This window comes from Lentzea sp. NPDC004782 (assembly GCF_040609115.1).
Taxonomy (GTDB): Bacteria; Actinomycetota; Actinomycetes; order Mycobacteriales; family Pseudonocardiaceae; genus Lentzea.
Window position 1 is genome coordinate 50,612 of sequence record NZ_JBEXJN010000049.1, and the last position, 19,944, is coordinate 70,555.

25 protein-coding genes are annotated in these 19,944 nt (G+C 67.7%); 11 read left to right on the forward strand and 14 right to left on the reverse strand.

Translation table 11 applies throughout. The annotated features are described in order from the left end of the window. Window positions 1–210: 210 nt before the first annotated feature. Window positions 211–1,002: a DUF1883 domain-containing protein gene (locus ABZV40_RS34930; RefSeq protein WP_355451548.1), complete on the reverse strand. Its 792-nt coding sequence runs from the start codon at window positions 1,000–1,002 to the stop codon at window positions 211–213. A 386-nt stretch (window positions 1,003–1,388) separates the two neighbouring features. Between ABZV40_RS34930 and ABZV40_RS34935 the strand changes: the two genes are divergently transcribed. Together ABZV40_RS34935 and tcmP are read left to right on the forward strand one after the other, a co-directional pair. Continuing rightward, window positions 1,389–2,159 (forward strand): phage Gp37/Gp68 family protein, encoded by a 771-nt coding sequence (locus ABZV40_RS34935; protein ID WP_355451551.1) that lies wholly within the window; start codon window positions 1,389–1,391, stop codon window positions 2,157–2,159. 146 nt (window positions 2,160–2,305) lie between these two features. Then, on the forward strand, window positions 2,306–3,673 hold the full coding sequence (tcmP, locus tag ABZV40_RS34940; RefSeq protein ID WP_355451554.1) for a three-Cys-motif partner protein TcmP: 1,368 nt from the start codon (window positions 2,306–2,308) through the stop codon (window positions 3,671–3,673). Window positions 3,674–3,717: 44 nt separating this feature from the next. Here tcmP and ABZV40_RS34945 read toward each other — a convergent pair whose 3' ends face one another. Next, complete coding sequence (locus tag ABZV40_RS34945; RefSeq protein ID WP_355451557.1) at window positions 3,718–4,161, reverse strand: hypothetical protein; 444 nt, start codon at window positions 4,159–4,161, stop codon at window positions 3,718–3,720. Window positions 4,162–4,246: 85 nt separating this feature from the next. After that, the gene (locus ABZV40_RS34950; RefSeq protein ID WP_355451611.1) at window positions 4,247–5,464 is read right to left on the reverse strand and encodes an IS110 family transposase; all 1,218 of its coding nucleotides are present in this window, start codon (window positions 5,462–5,464) and stop codon (window positions 4,247–4,249) included. Between the two features lie 173 nt (window positions 5,465–5,637). Here ABZV40_RS34950 and ABZV40_RS34955 point away from each other — a divergent pair, with 173 nt between their 5' ends. Next, window positions 5,638–5,964, forward strand: a complete 327-nt coding sequence (locus ABZV40_RS34955; protein ID WP_355451559.1) for a peptide deformylase — start codon at window positions 5,638–5,640, stop codon at window positions 5,962–5,964. Between the two features lie 3 nt (window positions 5,965–5,967). Here ABZV40_RS34955 and ABZV40_RS34960 read toward each other — a convergent pair whose 3' ends face one another. Then, a complete protein-coding gene (locus tag ABZV40_RS34960; protein WP_355451562.1) occupies window positions 5,968–6,510 on the reverse strand; it encodes a GNAT family N-acetyltransferase in 543 nt (180 codons plus the stop codon). Window positions 6,511–6,593: 83 nt separating this feature from the next. Here ABZV40_RS34960 and ABZV40_RS34965 point away from each other — a divergent pair, with 83 nt between their 5' ends. From ABZV40_RS34965 to ABZV40_RS34995, 7 genes are all read left to right on the forward strand, one after another. Continuing rightward, window positions 6,594–7,223, forward strand: a complete 630-nt coding sequence (locus tag ABZV40_RS34965; RefSeq protein WP_355451565.1) for a superoxide dismutase — start codon at window positions 6,594–6,596, stop codon at window positions 7,221–7,223. A gap of 360 nt (window positions 7,224–7,583) precedes the next feature. Continuing rightward, window positions 7,584–9,158: an ABC transporter substrate-binding protein gene (locus tag ABZV40_RS34970; protein ID WP_355451568.1), complete on the forward strand. Its 1,575-nt coding sequence runs from the start codon at window positions 7,584–7,586 to the stop codon at window positions 9,156–9,158. Next, a complete protein-coding gene (locus ABZV40_RS34975; RefSeq protein WP_355451571.1) occupies window positions 9,140–10,132 on the forward strand; it encodes an ABC transporter permease in 993 nt (330 codons plus the stop codon). Before ABZV40_RS34970 ends, ABZV40_RS34975 begins: the two co-directional genes overlap by 19 nt. Beyond that, window positions 10,125–11,009, forward strand: a complete 885-nt coding sequence (locus ABZV40_RS34980) for an ABC transporter permease (protein WP_355451574.1) — start codon at window positions 10,125–10,127, stop codon at window positions 11,007–11,009. The genes ABZV40_RS34975 and ABZV40_RS34980 overlap by 8 nt, the downstream gene beginning before the upstream one ends. Beyond that, window positions 11,003–11,926 carry an ABC transporter ATP-binding protein gene (locus tag ABZV40_RS34985; RefSeq protein ID WP_355451577.1) on the forward strand — a complete coding sequence of 308 codons (924 nt, stop codon included), beginning with the start codon at window positions 11,003–11,005 and terminating at the stop codon, window positions 11,924–11,926. Before ABZV40_RS34980 ends, ABZV40_RS34985 begins: the two co-directional genes overlap by 7 nt. Further along, window positions 11,908–12,549, forward strand: coding sequence for an ATP-binding cassette domain-containing protein (locus ABZV40_RS34990; protein WP_355451580.1), 642 nt, complete (start codon window positions 11,908–11,910; stop codon window positions 12,547–12,549). The genes ABZV40_RS34985 and ABZV40_RS34990 overlap by 19 nt, the downstream gene beginning before the upstream one ends. 198 nt (window positions 12,550–12,747) lie before the next feature. Next, window positions 12,748–13,803 carry a HoxN/HupN/NixA family nickel/cobalt transporter gene (locus ABZV40_RS34995; RefSeq protein ID WP_355451614.1) on the forward strand — a complete coding sequence of 352 codons (1,056 nt, stop codon included), beginning with the start codon at window positions 12,748–12,750 and terminating at the stop codon, window positions 13,801–13,803. A 2-nt stretch (window positions 13,804–13,805) separates the two neighbouring features. Here the strand turns inward: ABZV40_RS34995 and ABZV40_RS35000 are convergent, their stop codons facing one another. From ABZV40_RS35000 to ABZV40_RS35035, 8 genes are all read right to left on the reverse strand, one after another. After that, entirely contained in the window at window positions 13,806–14,141 is a 336-nt protein-coding gene (locus ABZV40_RS35000) for a YnfA family protein (RefSeq protein ID WP_355451617.1), read from the reverse strand. A 228-nt stretch (window positions 14,142–14,369) separates the two neighbouring features. Then, window positions 14,370–14,810: a MerR family transcriptional regulator gene (locus ABZV40_RS35005; RefSeq protein WP_355451583.1), complete on the reverse strand. Its 441-nt coding sequence runs from the start codon at window positions 14,808–14,810 to the stop codon at window positions 14,370–14,372. After that, window positions 14,807–15,142, reverse strand: a complete 336-nt coding sequence (locus ABZV40_RS35010) for a hypothetical protein (RefSeq protein ID WP_355451586.1) — start codon at window positions 15,140–15,142, stop codon at window positions 14,807–14,809. The genes ABZV40_RS35005 and ABZV40_RS35010 overlap by 4 nt, the downstream gene beginning before the upstream one ends. A 301-nt stretch (window positions 15,143–15,443) precedes the next feature. After that, window positions 15,444–16,151 carry a Type 1 glutamine amidotransferase-like domain-containing protein gene (locus ABZV40_RS35015; RefSeq protein WP_355451589.1) on the reverse strand — a complete coding sequence of 236 codons (708 nt, stop codon included), beginning with the start codon at window positions 16,149–16,151 and terminating at the stop codon, window positions 15,444–15,446. Window positions 16,152–16,311: 160 nt separating this feature from the next. After that, the gene (locus ABZV40_RS35020; protein WP_355451591.1) at window positions 16,312–16,641 is read right to left on the reverse strand and encodes a DnaJ domain-containing protein; all 330 of its coding nucleotides are present in this window, start codon (window positions 16,639–16,641) and stop codon (window positions 16,312–16,314) included. A gap of 7 nt (window positions 16,642–16,648) precedes the next feature. Then, on the reverse strand, window positions 16,649–16,969 hold the full coding sequence (locus ABZV40_RS35025) for a hypothetical protein (protein ID WP_355451594.1): 321 nt from the start codon (window positions 16,967–16,969) through the stop codon (window positions 16,649–16,651). Beyond that, window positions 16,966–17,160 (reverse strand): hypothetical protein, encoded by a 195-nt coding sequence (locus ABZV40_RS35030; protein ID WP_355451596.1) that lies wholly within the window; start codon window positions 17,158–17,160, stop codon window positions 16,966–16,968. Before ABZV40_RS35030 ends, ABZV40_RS35025 begins: the two co-directional genes overlap by 4 nt. A 251-nt stretch (window positions 17,161–17,411) precedes the next feature. Next, window positions 17,412–17,759, reverse strand: coding sequence for a hypothetical protein (locus tag ABZV40_RS35035; protein ID WP_355451599.1), 348 nt, complete (start codon window positions 17,757–17,759; stop codon window positions 17,412–17,414). A 127-nt stretch (window positions 17,760–17,886) separates the two neighbouring features. Here ABZV40_RS35035 and ABZV40_RS35040 point away from each other — a divergent pair, with 127 nt between their 5' ends. Then, window positions 17,887–18,204, forward strand: a complete 318-nt coding sequence (locus tag ABZV40_RS35040; RefSeq protein WP_355451602.1) for a MerR family transcriptional regulator — start codon at window positions 17,887–17,889, stop codon at window positions 18,202–18,204. Here the strand turns inward: ABZV40_RS35040 and ABZV40_RS35045 are convergent. After that, window positions 18,161–19,051 (reverse strand): hypothetical protein, encoded by an 891-nt coding sequence (locus ABZV40_RS35045; RefSeq protein WP_355451605.1) that lies wholly within the window; start codon window positions 19,049–19,051, stop codon window positions 18,161–18,163. The genes ABZV40_RS35040 and ABZV40_RS35045 overlap by 44 nt on opposite strands. Window positions 19,052–19,122: 71 nt before the next feature. Then, the gene (locus tag ABZV40_RS35050) at window positions 19,123–19,578 is read right to left on the reverse strand and encodes an Hsp20/alpha crystallin family protein (RefSeq protein WP_355451608.1); all 456 of its coding nucleotides are present in this window, start codon (window positions 19,576–19,578) and stop codon (window positions 19,123–19,125) included. Between the last annotated feature and the right edge of the window lie 366 nt (window positions 19,579–19,944).

Genomic DNA, 19,944 nt, shown 5'->3' on the forward strand with positions numbered 1-19,944 from the left:
GCGCGGACGTCTGGGCGTGCTGCTGCGCTGGCTGGACCGCCACCTGCCGTGAGCACGACTTGACCCGGTACCCCGGCATGAGAAGGGAAGAGACTCGCCAAGCTGGCGGGCGTGATCCACAGGCGCTGCGCTACTACGAGCGGCGTGGACGATTTCCCCAGCCTGGCCCACCGGGCAACGACACATGGGTCTCACTCCGATTCGCCGTCCTCAAGCAACCTCTCGGGTGGCAGAGATGACGATCTCCGCGATCTCGGCGGCGATCTCCTCCAGGGTGCTGTCGGTAGTGCTACGGGCCAGCTTGTCAGCGAGCGAAGGGCTGTAGGAAATGACCTCCGCCTTAGTGAGCCGGTGCCACAGCGGCAGCATGACCTGCGAGCCGTCGACAGTTCGGGTGACCAGACCATCCAGCTCGTACTGCGCCCATCCCTTGGCGAAGAACGACTCGGAGAGCACAACCACACCAAACGCGCTGTTGGCGATGCCTTGGTCGATCTTGCGCCGGAGGCTGTCGCCGAGCTTCAGCTCGAACTCGTCATACCAAACCCGCAGGCCCAGACCCTGAAGAGCGTGAGCGAGGGGACGGACAATCTCGTCCTTGTCCTCGGACGCATGGGAGATGAACACGTCCCACTGCTTGGAGATGAGCTCGTTGTCGACATGGTTGAGCGCGGCAACGGACTCCGCGAGCCGGTCCAGCGTGGGCATCGACCGCTGGCGCAGTTCCGGCAGCGCTCCAGGGAGCACCTGCACGGACGCGCGACCGCTGCCCCTCATGCCGCCGTAGTCGATCACGAGGTACCAGTGACCCGAACGAGGAACCTGTAGGCGCACCGGCGAGCGGGTCGCCTGGCCGCCGTAGCCGGTCGCGCGCCGTCCTGCCTTGAACGAGCTGAAGTTGGAGCTGTCGAAGAGGCGGACGTTGGCGGCGTTACCGCTCAGCTTGACCTCGACGATCGCGCCGCGTGGCTGGTGCTTGAGGTCCCAGGAGTTGAAGTTCATGCACGGACTCCATGTCGCCCTGCGGTCGCGCTCGTGCGGCCGTTCGGCCTAGGTCTAACACACACCTCCGACAAACCGGGCTACGGAGTCCGGACGTTGCTCACCGCCGCCGAGCGGGCACGCCAGGTCTTCCGCGATCTGCGCCAAGGTGGTGTGTGCGGTCGGCCCGACTTCGATGAGCGTGAAAGGGACGGGGCCGGTCCAGTCGCCGTAGCCGACCAGGTGGATGCGAGGCTCGGTGACAGTACAGATTCGCCACCGTCACGACCTTATGGACGCGGCGCGGCGTGTTGCCTCGAACGCTAGTTCGAGATACAAGCTGGGGTAGCACTCATCAGAGGCAGGAACCGGTGCCCTACGGTGTCGATCTGGCCAGGAGGAGAGCGATGAGCACCCGATCGAGCATCGAGTGGACCGAGACGACGTGGAATCCGACAACCGGATGCGACCGAATCTCGGCAGGATGCGACAACTGTTACGCCCTAGCACTGGCGAAACGGTTGAAGGCCATGGGTTCCGCGAAGTACCAGACCGATGGGGATCCGCGAACCAGCGGTCCTGGCTTCGGCGTGATGACCCACGCCGCTTCACTCGCCGAACCGTTCCGGTGGCGTGAGCCGCGGTTGGTGTTCGTCAACTCGATGAGCGATCTGTTCCACGCCAAGATCCCGCTCGAGTTCATCCAGCGGGTGTTCGACGTGATGGCCTCGACCCCCCGGCACACGTATCAGATCCTCACCAAGCGAGCACTGAGACTGCGCAGGATCGCGGACAAGCTCACTTGGCCGGAGAACGTGTGGATCGGCACATCCGTGGAGAGCCAGGACGTGGTGAGACGCATCGACGACCTCGCGCACATACCAGCGGCGGTGCGATTCCTGTCCTGCGAGCCACTCATCGGCCCGCTGCACGATGTCAACTTGGACCGCATCGACTGGGTCATCGTCGGCGGAGAGTCAGGCGCGAACGCACGTCCCGTCGAGGAACGCTGGGTGATCGACATCCGTGACCAGTGCGCCCAAGCAGGAGTCCCCTTCTTCTTCAAGCAATGGGGAGGCCGCACGCCGAAAGCAGGTGGTCGCCTCCTTGAGGGCCGTACCTGGGACGAGATGCCCAACCGATCACAGTTGGTAGCCACTCCTGCAGGGCGAATCTGATCCAGCAACACCGGCGTCAAGGTCGTCGCCACAACGTCAGCGACTCTACGTCGCGTCACCCGTCTGAGGTAGTGGACCTGGGTTCACTCTTGCGTAGCGTTGACGGTCACTAACAGCGACACCTCGGTGAGAGCTGGAGGGACCGCTTGACTGACGACGAGCGCAACGATCCGAGCATTGCCGCAGACGGAACGAACGACGACCTCACTGCCGAAGAACTGGCCGACTACCAGCTGGGCGGCGAGACCGGCGGTGAGATCGGCACCGAGACCGGACCTGGTTGCGACCCTTTCTTCGTGTCGAAGAAGTCCGCGGCGGTGTTCAAGCACAGCCTGCTGAAGAGCTACTTCCCCAAGTTCGCAGGCAAGGCCGGCTCCACCGAGGTCGACAAGCGCCTGGTCTACGTCGACACCCACGCCGGGCCAGGCGAGTACGAAGACGGCACGCCCGGAAGCCCTCTCTTGATCGCGAAGAACGTGACGGGGATGTTGGGCGCGTCCGGGGCTGCACACCGGGACATCGCGTGCATGTTCGTTGAGGCCCGACGCAGTCACCATCAACACCTCAAGGCCGTTCTGACGCAGAACATGCCGCCGGAGGCGCGGTGGCAAGCACGCCATGGCAAGGCGAGCAAGCACTTGGACGAGGCTCTGGCATTCGCGGGTGATGCACCACTGTTCATGTTCATCGACCCCTACGGCCTCGGCCCCACGTTCGACGAGGTGGTGCGCGTGCTCAAGCGCCCTCGCGCCGGACGAGGAAGCAAGACCGAGATCCTGCTGAACTTCATCTCCATGGCCTTCTCTCGAGCCGGAGGCTTTCTCAACACCGACCAGCCCACTGCCCAACAAGCAACCACCCTCGATCGACTGGACCTGGTCCTCGGCGGGGCTTGGTGGCGCGACGTCTACCTGGCGGCATCCACAGGCGGACAAGCGGTGAGCAAGCTGGTCAGCGAGTACGCCCGCCTCGTGTGCGAGGCAGTCAACAAGCGCGCGCAGCCTGGGACCCCACAGCGGTGTGAAGCGACGTTGATTCCGGTCTGGAACACGCTGGAGCAGGACACACCGGTCTACTGGCTGGTCCACTTCACCTTCCACCCTCAGGGCAAGTGGTGCATCGCCGAAGCGGCAGCGAAGGCGAACAGCACCTGGCGCCAGGCCAATCACCAGCTCGCACTCACTAAGCGCCTCGCCCGTGAAGCCGACACCGGTCAGGAGGACTTGTTCTCGGGGACGCTGGTTCCTCAAATCACCGAGGAGGAACACTCACGGGCCGAGGAGGAACTCCAGAAGCGATGGATCGCCACAATCACCGAGAACATCAAAAGGCTGACACAGACGCGACCGCGACTCGACGTCTGCCGGGACATGGACGTGATCTTCGGTACAACGCTGGGACTTGCCGACGGCAAGCACCTCCGAAGAGCATGGGATCAACTGGCCCAGCAAGGTCTAGTTGAACGTCGTGAAACCAGTAAGCCTATCGAGAAGCAGTCGATACGGCGGGTTTGAACCTTGAGCCGGCCGGAACGGGATCGCGGACTCAGTGCAACGAACTAGTCGCGTTCATCGCCGACCAAGGCGGCGACTCGCAGCCCCAGGCCATGTCCCCCAACACGTTCAACAACTAGGTCAGCGAGTTCGGCACGAAGAGCGACTACTAGTTCACGCGCACAATCCATGCTGATCTTGAGCTCACCGCGCAGCGTGTCCGCCGAGATGGGTCGCTTGTGGACCGCCCAGTGTCGGGCGTCCGCCTGTCGTGCACGACCAAGGTTCGTAGCATCCTCTTCGACGTCGGACATCTCGTAGGCACGATGCTCGTGGCTAACGGCGAGCAGCTGAGCCTGCCGTGATCGACCAGCCTGCGAGATCGACTGGAGCATGCCGGGTCCGACCTCGGCCCACCCGATCAGCAGCACCGGCCCCACCGCGTCGAACGCAGCCTTGCCATAGTCACCCGACAGCAGTGGATCTGCCACGTTGAGCGCCAAGGTCACGGCGCTGACGAGGAGCGTGAACCGTCGCAGTGGTTTCAAGACCTCGATGGACGCACCGTGCAGGGCGAGGTACCTCGTCTGGAGGTTAGGCGGCCCGCTCGTCGCGGTGGCCCCACGCGGTGGCCTCGTCGTAGGTGGTGCGGGTGGCGAGACAGCCGTGGAGGATCCCGACAAGGCGGTTGGCAACATGCCGGAGAGCGGCGTTGTGCGGCACTCCGCGGGCGCGCTGGCGATCGTAATAGGCCCGTGCGCCTGGTGAGCTCCGCAGGGCGCACATGGCCTGGCGCATCAGCGCGTCGATCAACCGCGTGTTACGAACGTGGCGGGCGTTGACCGTGCCCCTGCGGCCAGACTCGATGGTGACCGGGCTGGTGCCGGCGTAGTTCTTCCGCGCTTTCGCTCCTGCATAGCGGGTGGGGTCGTCGCCGAACTCACCGAGCACCCTGCTGCTCACGATCTCACCCATGCCAGGTTGCGAGAGGTAGATTTCCGCGTCCGGATGCCGACCGAGACGCTTGACCAACTCGGCCTCGACGAGGTCGATCTGCTCGACCAGCGCGGCGATCACGCCCGCCAAAGCTCGGACCGTGATCGCGTAGGCCCGTTGCAGAACGACGGGCAAGCGGAGCTGTTCCGAGCTCAGGCCGGTGTGGATCCGTTCGGCTCGCTCATCGACGAGCCGCTTCCTGCCCACCCGCTTCAGCACTGCCAGGATGTCGGGCCTCGACAGCTTTGCCGCGGCATCGGGGTCTGGTACCCGCTTGAGCAGATCCAGCACCTCGGCAGCGGCCAGGTCTTCGCCGAACGCGGCCAGCGCGGCGGGGAAGAAATCGCGCAATTGGGCTCTCAGGCGAGCGACCTGTCGTTGCCGCTCCCAGATCAAAGTCTGGTGCGTGCGCGCGAGCAACTTGATCGCCTCGGACAGGTCGCTGTCGCCCGCCACCTCGCGGAGCTGGTGGGAGTCCGTTCGCACCATGTCCGCCAGCGCGTGCGCGTCCGTGGCATCGCTCTTGGCTCCGGACAGCGCGAAGCGTTCCCGGAACCGAGCGGCCTGGCGCGGATTGACCGCGAACACCCGGTAGCCCGCAGCCACCAGTGCCGTCACCCACGGCCCGCGATCGGTCTCGATGCCGACCAGCACTTGATCCGGGCCGCCGCTGGCGTGATCTGCGATCAACGCGTGCAGCTGCTGGATGCCCTCGACGCCCTCAGGCAATCGTGTGCCACACAGCTTCTTGCCGTTCGTGTCCATGATCTCGATGTCGTGATGACCTTCAGCCCAGTCATCACCGACGAACAACACCTCACGTACCTCCACGCCTCGAACGACAGCGATCAGCGGGAGAACGCCGACAGGTTTTGGTGATGTGCTCACACCAGCGCCAGGTGGGCACGACATCCCTCAGCGGTCGCTCATCCCCAGCCACCGGCAAGCGCACGCGTCTCGGGAAGGACTCGTGAACCCGCTTTAACCCAGTGCTCACCCACCGGCAGCTTGCTGCCGCGATCTTGGCGTACCTCGCCCATGACACGAAGTCGGCCTTGCAGGAGCTGCGCCGCGACCTGGCCCGCGCAGACCGTGCTGTCGTCCGCAGCCAGGACAAGAACGGCCGTCCCCTGGTTATCAAGGCGACCGGCTACTTCGCCCGCTGCGTGCAACACAAGACGGACCACCTCAACGGCACGCTGTACGTCGACCACCTCTCCCCAGGCGATCGCGAGACCGCGCTGGCGGAGATGGAGCAGAAGCGCGACGACGTGCTCGCCGGCAGGGCCGAACGCGCGAGGCACCTCGACAAGTAGCGTTCAGCACCCCCGAGCACGGGACATGACGATCAGCGGTGTGCCGTCGGCGTTGGTGTAGGCGCCGAGCTTCGCCCAACCCTCGGACTCGTAGAGGCCGCGGGCCGGTGCGTTGGGGTGCGTGCACAGCCATGCGAGCGGGTGCGGATCAGCGAGCTGGGCCAGCAGCGCCCGGCCGAGGCCGCGACCCTGATGGTCGGGGTCGACCATCAGTTCGGCGACTTCCAGCGAAGGCGCCAGCAGCAGGTGGTGCTTCGCTGGATCGACCGCGCCGTACACGCGGGCGTAGAACGGGCTGTCAGGCGTCTCCGCGGCGGCTGGCCAGCCGTAGACGATCCCGGCGATCGCACCGCCGTGCCGGGCGATGACGCCGTGCGTGCCGGCGACGGCGAGGTGAGCGGCGAACCGGCCGGTGAACCCGGCGAGCCGTGCCTCGCCCTCGTTCCAGGGCGGGCCGGAGAAGCAGCGGCGGTACAGGCGCTTCAGCGGCGTGACCAGCGGGGCGAGCTCGTGGGCGCCGGCTGGGGTCAAGTCGTACTCGTCCATTGACCCACCTCCCTGTTGCAAGCTTATGGCTGTTGCGAAAGGCTGGCGGCACCCACCACGAAGCCGTCCCCGGAGAGAGACCGATGAGCCAGTACGTGCTGCCGGATCTGCCCTACGACTACGCGGCGCTGGAACCCGCGATCACCGGCGAGATCCTGGAGCTGCACCACAGCAAGCACCACGCCGCCTACGTCAAGGGCGCCAACGACATGCTCGAGCGCCTCGCCGAGACGCGCGAGAAGGAGGACTTCTCCGGCATCGTCGGCCTGGAGAAGACCTTCGCGTTCAACCTGTCCGGGCACGTGCTGCACACGATGTTCTGGGACAACCTCTCCCCCGACGGCGGCGACCGGCCCGACGGTGAGCTGTCCGCGGCGATCGACGAGCACTTCGGCTCCTTCGAGGCGTTCTCCAAGCAGCTCACGGCCGCCACCTCGCTGGTGCAGGGCTCCGGCTGGGGCGTGCTGGCCTGGGAGCCGTTGTCGCAGCGGCTGATCGTGGAGCAGGTCTACGACCACCACGGCAACGTCGGCATGAACACCACCCCGGTGCTGGTGTTCGACGCGTGGGAGCACGCCTACTACCTGCAGTACCGCAACGTGCGGCCGGACTACGTGCAGAAGCTGTGGTCGCTGGTCAACTGGGCCGACGTGACCCGTCGCTTCGACGCCGCCCGCGCCGGCAACGGCGGGCTGATCGCGCCGTCGAAGTAGGTTCCCTCCAGGCTGGCAGGTGGGTGCTCCGACAAGCCACCACGCTGCCATCGCGTGCCCTCGCCCTCCGCCCAGGGGGCGAGGGCACGTGCGGTTCCGGCGGTCGTGCAGCACGCAGGCGAACCACTGGCCGTTGCTGAATTCCCCTACACGCCAAGCTAAAGCTGCTCTATCACCCTCACATGTGCGCGTGTTGATGCTGGTCCGCCATGTGGTCCTCCCCACAGCGAGAGATTGACCGCCGGCTGCTCGCACACGCCCTTAAACATCGCATCCGCAGAAGTCAACGTTGCTTATTGCAAGTTGTTTGCTGTTAGCTGCACGCGGCAACACTGCCGACCACGTCACGAGGTGATGCGCGTGCGCCGTCAGTTGATGATCGTTCTTGTCGCGGCAGGGCTGGTGGCTGCGTGCACGTCGCCCGATGGCGAGACCACGGCGAACACCGGGCAGTCCATCGTGATCGGTGCCGGCAGCGAGCCGGAGAACCTCAACCCGATCCTCGGCTACGGGCCCGACGGCGCGTCGAAGATCTTCGACGGCCTGGTGTCACGGGACGCGCAGCTCAAGCTGACACCCGCGTTGGCGGAGCAGGTGCCCACGGCGTCGGCGGACGGTCTGACGTGGACGGCGAAGCTGAAGGACGCCAAGTTCTCCGACGGCACCGCGTTGTCCGCACAGGACGTCGTGTTCACCTACAAGTCCGTGCTGGACAAGAAGGTCAACTCCACGGTCGCCTCCCGGTTCGACGCACTGGCGGATGTGACCGCCCCTGACGACAAGACCGTGCAGTTTCGGCTGTCCTACCCGTATGCGCCGTTCGTGCAGCAGCTGACGCTGGGCATCGTGCCGCGCAAAGCCCTGGAGGGCGCGGACATCAACAGCGCGCCGTTCAACACCGCACCCGTCGGCACCGGCCCGTACACCGTGGCCGAGTGGCGCAAGGGCGACCGGATGGTGTTGAAGGCCAACGAGAGCTACTGGGGTGGCGCGCCCGCGATCAAGACCGTGACCGTGGTGTTCGTGCCGGACGACAACGCGCGCGCCACTCGAATGGCCGCGGGCGAGTTCGACGGCACGGTGCTGCCGCCGAAGCTGACGAAGTCCTACGAGGGCAAGAACGGCTACAAGGTCGTGCGCAACCCGTCCGCCGACTACCGCGGTCTCGGCATTCCGTCGGAGCTGCCGTTCACGTCCGATCCCAAGGTGCGACTGGCGATCAACCTCGGCATCAACCGGCAGGCGATGATCGACGCGGTCCTCGCGGGTGCTGGAAAGCCCGCCACCACGCCGATTTCGCCGTATCTCAAGGACTGGTACGACGAGAACGCGTCGTTCAGGTACGACACCGCGCAGGCCGAGAAGCTGCTCGACGACGCCGGCTGGCGCAAGGGTGCGGACGGCAAGCGCGCCAAAGACGGTCAGCCCGCGAGGCTGCCGATCCTCTACCCCGCACCTGATGTGCTGCGCAAGGAGCTCGCGCTGGCGACCGCGAGCGACATCGCCAAGCTCGGCGTGGACGCACCGGTCGAGGCGACGACGTTCGAGATCATGTTGCAGCGGCAGAAGGAGACCGCGAGCATCTGGGGCGGCGGCGACCCGTACGACCCGGACACCGCCGCGTACACGCTGCTGCACTCGAAGTACGCCGGTGCGGGCGGCTACGTGAACATGACGCTGTACAAGAACTCCTCGGTCGACACCGCGCTGGACACCGCGCGGCGCAGCCTCGACCCCGCCGCTCGCAAGCAGGCTTACGGCGACTTCCAGAAGGCCTACGTCGCGGATCCGGGCTGGGCGTTCCTGGTGTTCCTCGACCACACCTATGTGTTGCGGGACAAGTGGAACGGGCAGCAGGAGCAGGTCGAGCCGCACGACCACGGCCTGATCCACGCCGTGTGGTGGAACCTCGAAAAGTGGACACCCAAGTCGTGAGGAACCGCGGTATCGGCAAACTGGTGCTGCGTCGTCTCGGTTTCGCGGCCCCGGTGCTGCTGCTGGTCAGCTTCGCGTTGTTCGCTCTGGCGAAGGCGTCGCCGTTCGACCCGATCGAGCGCTACTTCGGCGTGCGGATCGTCGGCGCCTCACCGGAACGGGTCGCGCAGATCCGGGAGAACTGGGGCGTCGACCAGCCGGTCGTGCAGCAGTACTGTGCCTGGCTGCGGCACGCGGTCACCGGCGACTTCGGCGACTCGCTGTCGTTGCAGCAGCCCGTGTCGCAGGTGGTCGGCGACCGGCTCGGCTGGTCGGTGCTACTCGTCGCGATCGGGTTCGCGCTGGCTTTGCTGCTGGGACTGGTACTCGGCACCGCGGCGGCCTGGTTCCAAGGCAGCTGGATCGACCGGGTGATCACCGCTGTCTCCTACGCACTCGAAGCCGCACCGGTGTTCTGGCTCGGGCTGGCCGCGCTCTACGTGTTCGCGTTGCAGCTGCAGTGGCTGCCCGGCGGCGGGTTGACCGACGCCGACGCGTCACTGAGCTTCGGGCAGGTGAGCAAGCACCTGGTGCTCCCGGTGTCGGTGCTGGCGATCTCGCAGGCGCCGTGGTTCGTGTTGTTCGTGCGGCAGAACCTCCTCGAATCGTTCACGCAGGACCACGTGATCGGCGCGCGGTCACGTGGCCTGCCCGATCGGCTGGTGGTGTCCGGGCACGCGCTGCGGACCTCGCTGCTGCCATTCCTGACGCTGCTCGGCGCCCGGCTGCCCGAGCTGATCACCGGCGCGTTGCTGGTGGAGACCGTGTTCTCCTGGCCAGGTATCGCGCGGGCCACCGTGGAGGCGGCGTTGAACGTCGACTTCGCCCTGCTCGGCGCGTTGACCGTGCTCGCCACCGCGGTCGTGCTGCTGGGCAACCTGCTCGCCGACGTCCTGTACGCGCTGGCCGACCCAAGGGTGGTGCTGGATGGCTGAGATCTCCTGGCGGCCCGTGCCACGCTCCCGGATCGCCGCCGCCAGCGCACCGCGATCCCCGCGCTGGCGGATGGTCCCTTCCGCGATCGTGCTCGGCGTGCTCGCCCTGGCGGTGCTGGTCGTGCCGCTGGTGGTCGATCTCAACGAGCAGTATGTCGATCTCGCCGTCGCCAACCGGCCGCCGTCGGCGCAGCACCTGTTCGGCACCGACGAGCTCGGCCGGGATGTGTTGCTGCGCTGTGTTTACGCGCTGCGGGTGTCGATGGGCGTCGGGCTGCTCGCCGCGGTGATCTCGTCCGTGCTCGGCACCGCGGTCGGCGCGCTCGCGGGCACCGCCGGTGGCTGGGTCGACCGGCTGCTCATGCGACTGGTGGATGCGGTCGCCTCGGTGCCGCACCTGTTGCTGGGCATCGTGATCGTCGCGATCCTGCGGCCGAGCCTGAGCGCTGTGGTCATCTCGATCGCGCTCACGCACTGGCTGTCTTCTGCCCGCATCGTGCGGTCGGAGGTGTTGTCGTTGCGCACCAGGCCGTTCATCGACGCGGCGATCGTCGGCGGCTCGTCCCGCACCCGGATCCTGGTGCGGCACCTGCTGCCGAACGTCGCGCCACAGGTCCTGCTCGCGACCACGCTGATGGTGCCGCACGCGGTCTGGCACGAGACGGCGTTGTCGTTCCTCGGCCTTGGCCTGCCCCCGCACGCGGCCAGCATCGGCAACATGATCAACGATGCCCAGCGGTCCCTGCTCATCGGCGGCTGGTGGATGTCCCTCGCACCCGGTCTGCTCCTGATCATCACCACCCTCGCCATCTCCGGGATCAGCGGCGTGTGGCGCGACAGGCTCAACCCCAAGCGGCGCACGGAGCTCACATGGTGAACGAACTCGTGCTCGACCGCGTCTCCGTCCGGTTCTCGTTGCCGGGCGCGACGGTCGCCGCGGTCAACGACGTGTCCCTGCGCATCCGACCCGGAGAGTGCGTCGCGCTCGTCGGCGAGAGCGGCTGTGGCAAGACCGTGCTCGCCAGCGCCCTGCTCGGTTTCCTGCCTGGCAACGCGGAAACCGCCGGTCGTGCGACGCTCAGCTCCCCGTCTGGTGCGGTGGACCTGCTCGCAGCGTCCGACCACGAGCTCGCCACCACGATCCGCAGCCGCCGGATCGGCCTCATCCCGCAGAGCCCGGCCAGCCACCTCACCCCGGTCCGCACCGCCCGCGCCCAGCTCGACGAAGCCCTGCGCGTGCACCGCTCCGGTCAGACCGCCGACCAGCTCGCAGGCCGCGCCGGACTGACCCCCGACGACATCGACCGCTACCCGCACGAGCTCTCCGGCGGCATGGCCCAACGCGTCGCCAACGCGCTGGCGCTCGCCGGCGACCCGTGGCTGCTCATCGCCGACGAACCCACCACCGGCCTGGACCGCCACCTGGTCGACGGCCTGATCGAGGAGTTCCGCCGCATGGTCGACGACCACCGCGCCGTCCTGCTCATCACCCACGACCTCGCCGCGGCCCAGCGCATCGCCGACCGCGTCGCCGTTATGTACGCAGGCCGCATCGTCGAGCTCGGCCCCACCCGCAAGGTCCTCGACACACCCCACCACCCCTACGCCCGTGGCCTGCGCAACGCCTTGCCCGACCGCGACTTCACTCCCATCCCCGGCCAGCCACCGCTGCTCACCGACCTGCCACCCGGCTGCTCCTTCGCACCACGATGCGAACGAGCCGCCCCGCTCTGCGCCGAACGCCCGTTCCTCACCGACGACGAGCACGCCGCCGCGTGCCACTTCCCGTGCTGACCGCCGAGAACATCACCGCGGGCTACCACCACCCGGTGATCACCGACGTCACGTTGACCATCCACTCCGGACAGACCGTAGGACTCGCCGGGCCGAGCGGCAGCGGCAAGTCCACCCTGGCGCGGGTGCTCTCCATGCTGCTCAAGCCTTTCAGCGGCACAGTGTGGCTCGACGACATCCCGGTGACCGGCTTCCGCCACCGCGCACCACGAGAACTGCGCACCCGCATCGGCGTGCTGTTCCAGCAACCTCGTCTATCGGTCGACCCGCGGATGACCCTGCGCGCCGCCATCGCCGAACCCCTGCGCACCACCCGCGACCACAACCGCGTCGACGAACTCGCCGAGCTCGTCATGCTCACCCCCGACCTGCTCGGCAGACGAGCCCACGAGGTCAGCGACGGCCAACTCCAACGCGCCTGCCTCGCCCGCGCACTCGCGCTGCGGCCGTCGTTCCTCATCTGCGACGAGATGACCACCATGCTCGACGCCTCCACCGCCGCCGCGCTCGTCGGCGTCATCCGCGACTACCAAGCCGAAACCGGCGCCGGGGTGCTCGCCATCTCACACGACTCGGTGCTCCTCGACCACTGGGCCGACGAGACCGTGCGGCTCACTTCGTGACCTTCACACCACGATGTCCCATATGCACAGTCTTTGCTGTTGCAAGAAGCTTGTAGCAGCAGGAAAGTCGCAGGTAGCGTCGCACCGCCCCCGCCACGATCCACCTGAGGTGACGCCACCATGACAGCACCATCCGATTCCCGCTGGTCACGGCTGTGGAACGCCCTGGACACCCAGGAACGGGCGTCACTGGCGGGGATGGCCGGGTTCATCGTGCTGCTGCACGTCGTGGGGTTCGGCGTGCTCTACGCACTCGTCGTCCCCCAGCACTTCGACCTCGGCGGCACCGGCGTGTTCGGCATCGGCGTGGGCGTGCTCGCCTACACGCTGGGCATGCGGCACGCGTTCGACGCCGACCACATCGCCGCCGTCGACAACACCACCCGCAAACTCATGGCCGACGGCGGCCGCCGCCCGCTCTCGGTCGGCTTCTGGTTCTCCCTCGGCCACTCCACCATCGTGTTCGGACTGGCCTTCCTGCTCTCCATCGGCGTCAAGGCACTGGCCGGACAGGTCGAGGACGACAGCTCCGAACTGCACTCCGTGACCGGCATCATCGGCGCGTCGGTGTCCGGCGTGTTCCTGTGGATCCTCGGCATCCTCAACCTCGCCGTGCTGCTGAGCATCATCCGGATCTTCCGCCGCATGCGCGCCGGCGACTTCGACGAACAGGAACTCGAAGACCAGCTCAACAAACGCGGCTTCATGAACCGCATCCTCGGCGGCCTCACGAAGTCCGTGCGCAAGCCCTGGCACATCTACCCCATCGGCGTCCTGTTCGGACTCGGGTTCGACACCGCGACCGAGATCGGCCTGCTGGTCCTCGCCGGCGGCGCCGCGGCGTTCAACCTGCCGTTCTACGCCATTCTCGTGCTACCAGTGCTGTTCGCCGCCGGCATGTGCCTGCTCGACACCATCGACGGCGTGTTCATGAACGTCGCCTATGGCTGGGCCTTCGCCAAACCCGTCCGCAAGATCTTCTACAACATCACCATCACCGCGCTCTCCGTCGCCGTGGCCCTTGTCATCGGCACCGTCGAGCTCATCGGAGTGCTCACCGACCAGGCCAAGATCACCACCGGCCCGCTCGCCGCGATCGCCGCCATCCCGCTGGACTACGCCGGCTACGGCATCGTCGCCCTCTTCGTCGTCGCCTGGCTCATCGCCATCGCCGTCTGGAAGTTCGGCCGCATCGAAGAAAAGTGGTCCGCCCGGCTGGCCACCGGCCCCGACGAACACCACCGGCAGACCTGACCTCAGCCGCGCGGCGCGTACATGATCACAACCACGCCGAGCAGGCAGATGATCGCTCCGGCGTAGTCCCAGCGGTCAGGGCGGAATCCGTCCATCACCACGCCCCACGCCAGCGAACCGGCGACGAAGACACCTCCGTAGGCGGCGAGGATCCGGCCGAAGTTCGGATCGGGCTGGAAAGTCGCGACGAACCCGTAGGCGCCCAGTGCCAGCACTCCCCCGGCGATCCACCACAGTCCTCTGTGTTCCCGCAAGCCCTGCCACACCAGCCAGGCATCGCCGATCTCCGCCACCGCGGCCAGCACGAACAACACCACCGAGCGCAGCACAGTCATGATCGGGAAGTCTGACAACCACACCCGCCGACGGCGCAGTGGTGCCGTCGCCGACGCCGTACAACCAGCCACGCGCCAACACCCACCACGACCGCCGCTCCCACACCGACCAGCAGATCCCGAAAACCGAGCGCGGAGAAGAAACCCGCCACCCCTGCGGCACCCAGCACCGGGACCAGGCAGCACAGCAGACATGCGGCGCCGGCGAACAACGCGAACCGCCGGGTCTGCTCAGCAGCAGGTGTTCGCATCGGCCACCTTCCCCTCGGCGAGACCGGCGAACGGCAGCGGGCAGGCCGGGACGCGCGAGCAGGCGACGAGGTCGTCACAACCCGCGGCCACGGCGGCCTTCAACGTGTCGCGGATGACTTCCAGGTCCGCGATCCTGGCCTCGACCTCGGACAGCTTGGCGGTCGCGCGGGCCCGCAACCCCGGCTTGCCGTGCCGATGCCCACCGAGGTCGAGCAGGTCCGCGACCTCGTCGAGGCTGAAACCAAGCCGCTGCGCGGCCTTGATGACGCGGATGACCGTCACCGTCTCCGCCGGGTACATCCGGTGTCCTCCCAGCGTCCGATCCGGCTCGGCGAGCAACCCGACCCGTTCGTAGTACCGCAGCGTCTGCCGGTTCACCCCGGCTGCCGTGGCGACCTCACCCGCACGCAAACCGGTCATGACGACAGCTCCTCCGCCCGCGCCGCAAGTGCGTCCAGCACGTCCGCATGCTGCTCGGGAGCGCGGATCTCCAGGTGCAGGCTTCCTCCGGTCGCGACCAGGCTGAAGGTGAAGAACGAGCAGCACCCGGTCTCCCGCAGCGCGAGGCTCGCAGCCTGAGCCGCCACTTCAGCGGACGGCAGCAGGTCCATCGACACGGACATGGCGTCGCCGCGCCGCACGCTCGTCACAGCATCCGAGAACAACGCGTCGAACTCAGCGACGCGCAGCGGACGCTGCTCGGTGGGCAAGGTGCAGGCTTGCGGGGCCCACGACTCAGCTTCTGTGCTCATGGTTCGAAGGTAAGCCTGTACCTGGGTACCGGATGCAAGTCGCGGACAGCGGTTCCGGCTGCGAGCCCGGGAAGGGCCCGAGGAGCCTGATCTGTGACGACACCTGGCGACACCGACCGGCAGCCGTCACTTCGGGATCCGACACCCGACGTGCGGAAACGACACGCGTCAACATCAGGTGACACGTCTGCCGAGGTCCACCCGAGGACTCTTAATCAGCGGGTCCGGGGTTCGAGTCCCTGGCGGCGTACTCCGGAGAAGCAGGTAGAGATTCGTCTCTACCTGCTTCTTTGCATTGTTCCTACCCATTGTCGCGTTCCCCTTTCAGTGCTGTGGGTCTTGCGGCGAGGGGCTCGAACTTCGTCCACTGCCCCTCGGAGATCACCTCGACGGAGCCGTCGACGACCTTGATGGCCGTCTGCTCGTCGATGGCGTAGGCCGGGATGCCGATGTCGGCGGCCCACCGCTCTGCGTCGGCCGGGGTGTTCGTGGGGAAGGCGTTCAGGTGCGGGAAGATCGCGAAGTCGACGGCTCCGAGGGTGCGGTCGTCCGGTGCCGATGGCCACTCGACGAAGTACGAACCGATCCGGGGTGTCATCACCATGCTTCCGGCGCTCACTCCCACCCAGACCTTGTCGGGCAGCGACGGCAGCAGATCCGCCAGTCCGGACTCGCGCATCCAGTGGCACAGGTACGTCGCGTCGCCGCCGCCGGCCAGGAGCACGTCCGCGGCCTGAAGCCAGGGAACCCATCGCTGCTCGCCGATGGTGGGCAGTGCGGTGAGTTCGAGGACGCCGAGCGAAGCCCAGCCCAGGCCGGAAAAATTCCGCCACGCCGGCCTGGCGGCCACGAGTCCCTGCACCGATGCCGGACCGCACATCGGGTGGGCCCACTGGGCGGTCGGGACGCAGAGGGCGTGGCACTCGGAGATCGGCTTGCCCAGGAGCTGCACGAGCGCCGCGTGGATGCTCGGGTTCGTGACGCCGCCTGAGGTGAGCAAGAGCTTCACAGGTTCCTCCAAATCGCGCGCGGAAGGTGGACACTCCTGCAGACCACTGGGCGCGCCGGGACTCATCGCCGTTCGCGCGTCCGGTTCGGAGGTTCCTCAGTGCCCTAGAAGTCCCTGGATGCCAATGCCAGTGGGCTCAAGAGCCATCAGGCTGGTTCGGTCAGCGGTTGCGGAGGGTGCGGACCGGGCCCACGCGGATGTCCGGCGGCTCACGACGGGGACCGCGGACGCGGATCGGGATCGGGATTCCGCGTGCGTCCGGCGAGCTGTTCGTGGTGGAAGGCGCGGAGTCGCGGCGGCAGGCGTCGCGCAGTTGGGCGTGTGCGGCCACCACCTGGGCGAGCCGGGCCGGGTCGGAGGGTTCCGCACGGGTGTCCGGGTGGAGGGCGAGCAGCAGAGCTCGGTACGCCGTGCGGATCTCGGCCGGCGTGGCGTCGTGCGGCACGCCGAGCACGCGGTGCGGGTCCGGTGGTGGCGGGTGCGCCGGCATGGCCGCATCACCTCCCCGGCCGCGTGGGGACAGGTCCGGCGTTGAGGTGGCTCAGCGCGGCGTAGGCCTCGCGGCAGGCGTGCTGGGCGTCGTCGAGGGCGTGGCGCAGGTCGGCCCAGCTTCGGCAGGCGTGTGCCAGGTGCCGGGCGGGTTCGACGTGGTCGTCGGAGCGCAGCTCGTTCCTTTGTGGACAGTCACCGGTGTGGGCGGCCAACGCCGTGGAGAGGTCGGGCGCGCAGGACCTGTCGGCGTACTCGAAGGCCGCGTGGTGCGCGGCGAGCGCGGCCTGCTCCAGGACCGCGCCCGAGCCCGGTTCTGGACGGCTCATGTCCAGACTCCGGTGGGGTCCGGTTCGTCGGGGAAAGGCACGACGCGGCGCTGGTCGGCGACGTCGGCGGGGTCGGCCTCGATCACCTCCACCGGCGCGGCGGTGTCGTCGCGATCGATCTCGTCGAGTTCCGGCCAGGCGGGACGCAACTGGTCGGTCACGTCGTTCCACGGCTTGTCCAGGTCGATCACGAGTGTCCCCCTTTCACGGTCACTGCCGACGCAAGTTCAATGCCCGCCACGGTTTCCGGTGGCCGTGGCGGGCGTGATCGGACTCAACTCGAAGATCTGCAGCAACGTGTCGTCCCCGGCGGGGTTCGGCTCATGGCGGTCGCCCTTGTCGCGTCACGAGACGCAGACCGGTTGTCGCGTCGAGGCGTGAACCGGCGGGATGACGGGCGGGCAGCCACGCCTGTCGAGCCGTGCCCTGCCGATATCACCTCCTACGTGCCGTTCGAGGTGTCATGTCGAGCGTCGACCGCGGTGAGCGCGGGGCGCGGAGGAGAGCGCTCCCGCGCGCCTGTTCTGCGTGCTGTTCCGGCGAGGTCGCCGGACTCCTGGCCGAACCAGGTCGCCGGCGGAATCGGTGGTGCCGGGTGACGGGCACGCTCGCGCGGGCGCCGCGGTTGCCGTCGAAGCGGCGGGGCGGACGAGTCGAGGAAGTTCGCCGCGACGATCTCGTCGAACTCCGCCCGCACCCAGTCGAGGTCGGCGGCGACCACATCCGCGAACACCGGCGCGCCGCCGCGCTCGACGTGGGGAACCACGCTCTCGCCGACCATCTCGATCACTCCCGGGCAACCATCACCAGGTCACTGACCGACACTTTTCTTATAGCGCGCACTGCAGATTGTGTCAAGCTTCTGCAGAAGATAGTCTCAACCAGGGGATCTACTCAGGTTCAAGGAGCCGCCCACCGTGCCCCTCGACGACCTCGACGACGCGGACTACCCGGCCTACACCACGGGGCAGGCCGCGGAGCTGCTCGGTGTGCAGCAGGCGTTCCTGCGCAGCCTGGACACCGCGGACCTGCTGCGCCCGCAACGCTCCGACGGCGGGCATCGCCGCTACAGCCGCCGCCAGCTCGAACTGGCGGGCCGCATCCGCGTCCTGTTCGACGAGGGCCACACGCTCGCCGCGACGGCCCGCATCATCGGGCTGGAGGACGAGCTCGCCGCCGCCCAGGACCAGATCACCGAGCTGCGCAGGCAGCTCGGGCAGGTGTGCCGGCACTGACGTCGCCACGCGGCTCACCGCGTGTGCGGATCACCTCCGTCTTCACCGGGCTTTCCTCCGGCAGCGGTTGCAGCAGGGGCTCGATGTCGGCCAGAAGTGCTTGTGCGGCACGGAGTTCTCCGGCGACGTGCTCGCGGTGCCGGTGCAGGAGGTCCACGCGGCGTTCGGCGTCGGCGACGATGCGCTGCGCGTGCTCGGTGGCCTCGCGCACGGTCTGGTCGGCGCGGGCCTGTGCGCGGCGCTGCTGGTCCGCCTGTGCGCGCATCGCCTCGGCCCGGCGTTGCGCCATGGCCTGTTCGAAGTCCGACTCGACCTGACGGCGGATCTGCGCGGCCTGTTCGTCGAGCTCGCGGCGGCGGCGTTCGGCCTGCCTGGTCATCGCCTCCACCTGCGCGTGGGCGCGGTCCATCAGCTCGCGGTGTTCGGTCTCCATGTCCGCACGGCGCCGGTCGAGCTCGGTCACGAGGTGTTCGGCGCGCTGACGCAACCGGTCGGCGGCACGGTGGGCGTTCGCCCAGTCCTGCTCGGCGGCGCTGCGGGCGCGGGTGGTGATCTCCTCGGCTTCGGCGTGAGCGAGTTCGACCATGCGCCGCAGCCGCTCGGTGAGCGCCTGGGGGTCGATCGGGGTGCGGCAGATCCGGTCGACGCGGGCCCGCAGCTCGGCGATCTCCGTGCGGGCGGCTTCCAGTTGCCGGGCAAGGGACTCCGCGCGTTCGAGGGCGGCGTCGCGGTCGGCGGTGAGCACCGCCAGCTCGTCTTCCACCTGGTGCACGTAGTACTGGACCTGTTCGTGGTCGTAGCCGCGCCAGCGCACGTCGAAGTCGGTTCGCAACGGCAACAGCTCCACTCCCCCTGCTCCTTTCCGGTACGGCGGCGCCGGCCGCGGTCCGAAGTGGACGGCGGTCGGCGGCGACGGTGTCACTTGCCGTTGATCGCGATGCGGCGCGGCTTGGCGGCCTCGGTCTTTGGCACGCGGACGGTCAGCACGCCGTCGGCGAGATCGGCCTGGATCTTGTCGGCGTCGACGTCCTGCGGCAGCGTCACGCGGTAGGAGAACTGCCCGACGCGGCGCGTGCGTTGGCGGAACAGCCCCTTCCGCTCCTTCTCGACGACCTCACCGCTGATCGACAGCTCCGTGCCGGCCAGGTCGACCGCGATGTCGTCGCGCCTGACGCCCGGCAGCTCGACCTCCACCAGGTACGCCTCGTCGGTCTCGGTCACGTCGGCCAGCGGGGCCCAGGCACGCGCGCTCTCGCCGACGGTGTTCGCGACCGACTCCATCCACCTGCCCAGCTGACCGTAGAGGTCCTCGAACTCGCGGAACGGGTCCCAGCGGCCCAGCGGGCCGGACGATCGCACAGCGGGCAGTGCCATGACTTCCACCTCCACGAGGGTCGGAAACAACACTCATCCCGGACGACGAACTTGAGCCGGGGATTGTTCCCGAACATGAGCCGGTTGGACTCAACCGTTGGTGTGACATGGGTCAACCGGGCGGGACCGCGGAACCTTGCACTGTGCGGCGGACGGTGCTATCAGAGAACTGTTAGCACTCGACGCCTTGGAGTGCTAACGGGCAACTCGGATGTTCGGAAGGACTGGGCGAATGGCGAAGTTGATCGCGTTCGACGAGGACGCCCGCCGGGGTCTCGAGCGGGGTATGAACACCCTCGCTGACGCCGTCAAGGTGACGCTCGGCCCGAAGGGCCGCAACGTCGTGCTGGAGAAGAAGTGGGGTGC